Origin of the sequence: Actinosynnema sp. NPDC023658, assembly GCF_040639995.1 — a bacterium.
Classification (GTDB): Bacteria; Actinomycetota; Actinomycetes; order Mycobacteriales; family Pseudonocardiaceae; genus Actinosynnema.
Genome location: NZ_JBFAAX010001152.1, coordinates 1 through 1,646 on the forward strand (window position 1 = coordinate 1; position 1,646 = coordinate 1,646).

Below are 1,646 nucleotides of genomic sequence, written 5' to 3' on the forward strand. Positions count from 1 at the left end.
GCCCACCGCGTTCACCGACGTCCCGGGGACGGCGACGGTCGGCACGCCGTACACCGTCTCTGGCACCGTCACCGACGAGAGCCCGGTCGCCACCGTGCAGGTGTCCACCGACGACGGCGTGGTGTGGCGGACGGCCGGGTGGCAGCTCGGGCAGACGGCGTGGAGCCACACGTTCACCCCCTCCGCCTCCGGGACCGCGCGACTGCGGGTCCGCGCCCTCGACGCCGCGCAGAACGCGGTCGGCCAGGCCGAGGCGGAGACGCCGGTCGCGGCCCGCGTCTGCCCGTGCGGGCTGTGGTCCGACGCCGACGTGCCCGCGACGGCGGAGTCGGAGGACGGCGCGGCGCTGGAACTGGGGACGAAGTGGCGGGCGACGTCCGACGGCTACGTGCGCGGCGTCCGCTTCTACAAGGGTTCCGGCAACACCGGCACGCACACCGGGTCGTTGTGGTCCGCCTCCGGCGAACTGCTGGCGACCGGCACGTTCCGCGACGTGACCGCGAGCGGTTGGCAGACCCTGGTCTTCGCGGCACCCGTCGCGGTCTCCGGCGGCACCACTTACGTCACCTCCTACTACGCCCCGAACGGCCACTACTCCTACAACCGGGAGTACTTCGCCCGGTCGTCCCGCTACCTGGAACCGCTGACCGGCCTGCAGACCGGTGTCGACGGTCCCAACGGGGTCTTCCGCACGGGCCGCGGGTTCCCGGACGCGGGCTTCGCCGACACGAACTACTGGGTCGACGTGGTGTGGGCGCCGGAACCCGGTGCGGACACCAGGGCGCCCGACCGGATCGACACCGCGCCGCTCGACGGCGCCGCCAGCGTCATGCCGTGGACCGCGGTCACCGCCGCCTTCGACGAGACGCTCGCGCCGGACGGGGTCGAGTTAGCGGTCACCGGTCCCTCCGGTCCGGTCGCCGGGCGGACCTCGTTGACGGGCAACGGCATGACCGCCCACTTCTCCCCGACCTCCACCCTCGCCTCCGGCACGACGTTCACCGCGTCGGTGCGGGTCCGCGACGCCGCCGGCAACCGGACCGCCCCCTACACCTGGCGGTTCACCACCGGCACGACGCGCGGGCCGACGTGCCCCTGCTCGGTTTACGACGACATGGCCGGCCTGGTGACGGAGGCGGCCGACGCGCGGCCGGTCGAGCTCGGCATCAAGGTCCGGTTCGGCGGACGGGGCGAGGTGACCGGCGTCCGGTTCCAGAAGACGCCCGGCAACACGGGCACGCACACCGGCTCGTTCTGGACGTCGACCGGGTCGCTGCTGGCGACCGGCACCTTCACCGACGAGACCACGACCGGGTGGCAGACGCTGGTGTTCGACCACCCGGTGCCCGTGCAGGCCTCCACCACCTACGTGGCGTCCTACTTCGCGCCCGAGGGCCACTACGCGGTCGCCCAGAACAGGTTCACCGGGATCCCGCTCACCGTCGGCCCGATCACCGTCCTGGCCGACGGCGCCGACGGCCCCAACGGCGTGTTCCGCTATGGCGGCGGGTTCCCGACCACCGGGCACCTCGCGTCGAACTACTGGGTCGACGTCGTCTACCGCAACGGCGTCAACGGTGACACCACCCGGCCCACCCTCGTCAGCCACACCCCCGGCGACCGCACCCCGGACGGGACGCAGGAGC

Annotated in this window: 1 protein-coding gene; it reads left to right on the forward strand. The window is 73.2% G+C overall.

All coding sequences use genetic code 11. The features are described from left to right. The coding region (locus tag AB0G02_RS39040) for a DUF4082 domain-containing protein (RefSeq protein WP_360805198.1) at positions 1-1,646 on the forward strand (1,646 nt) is incomplete at both ends.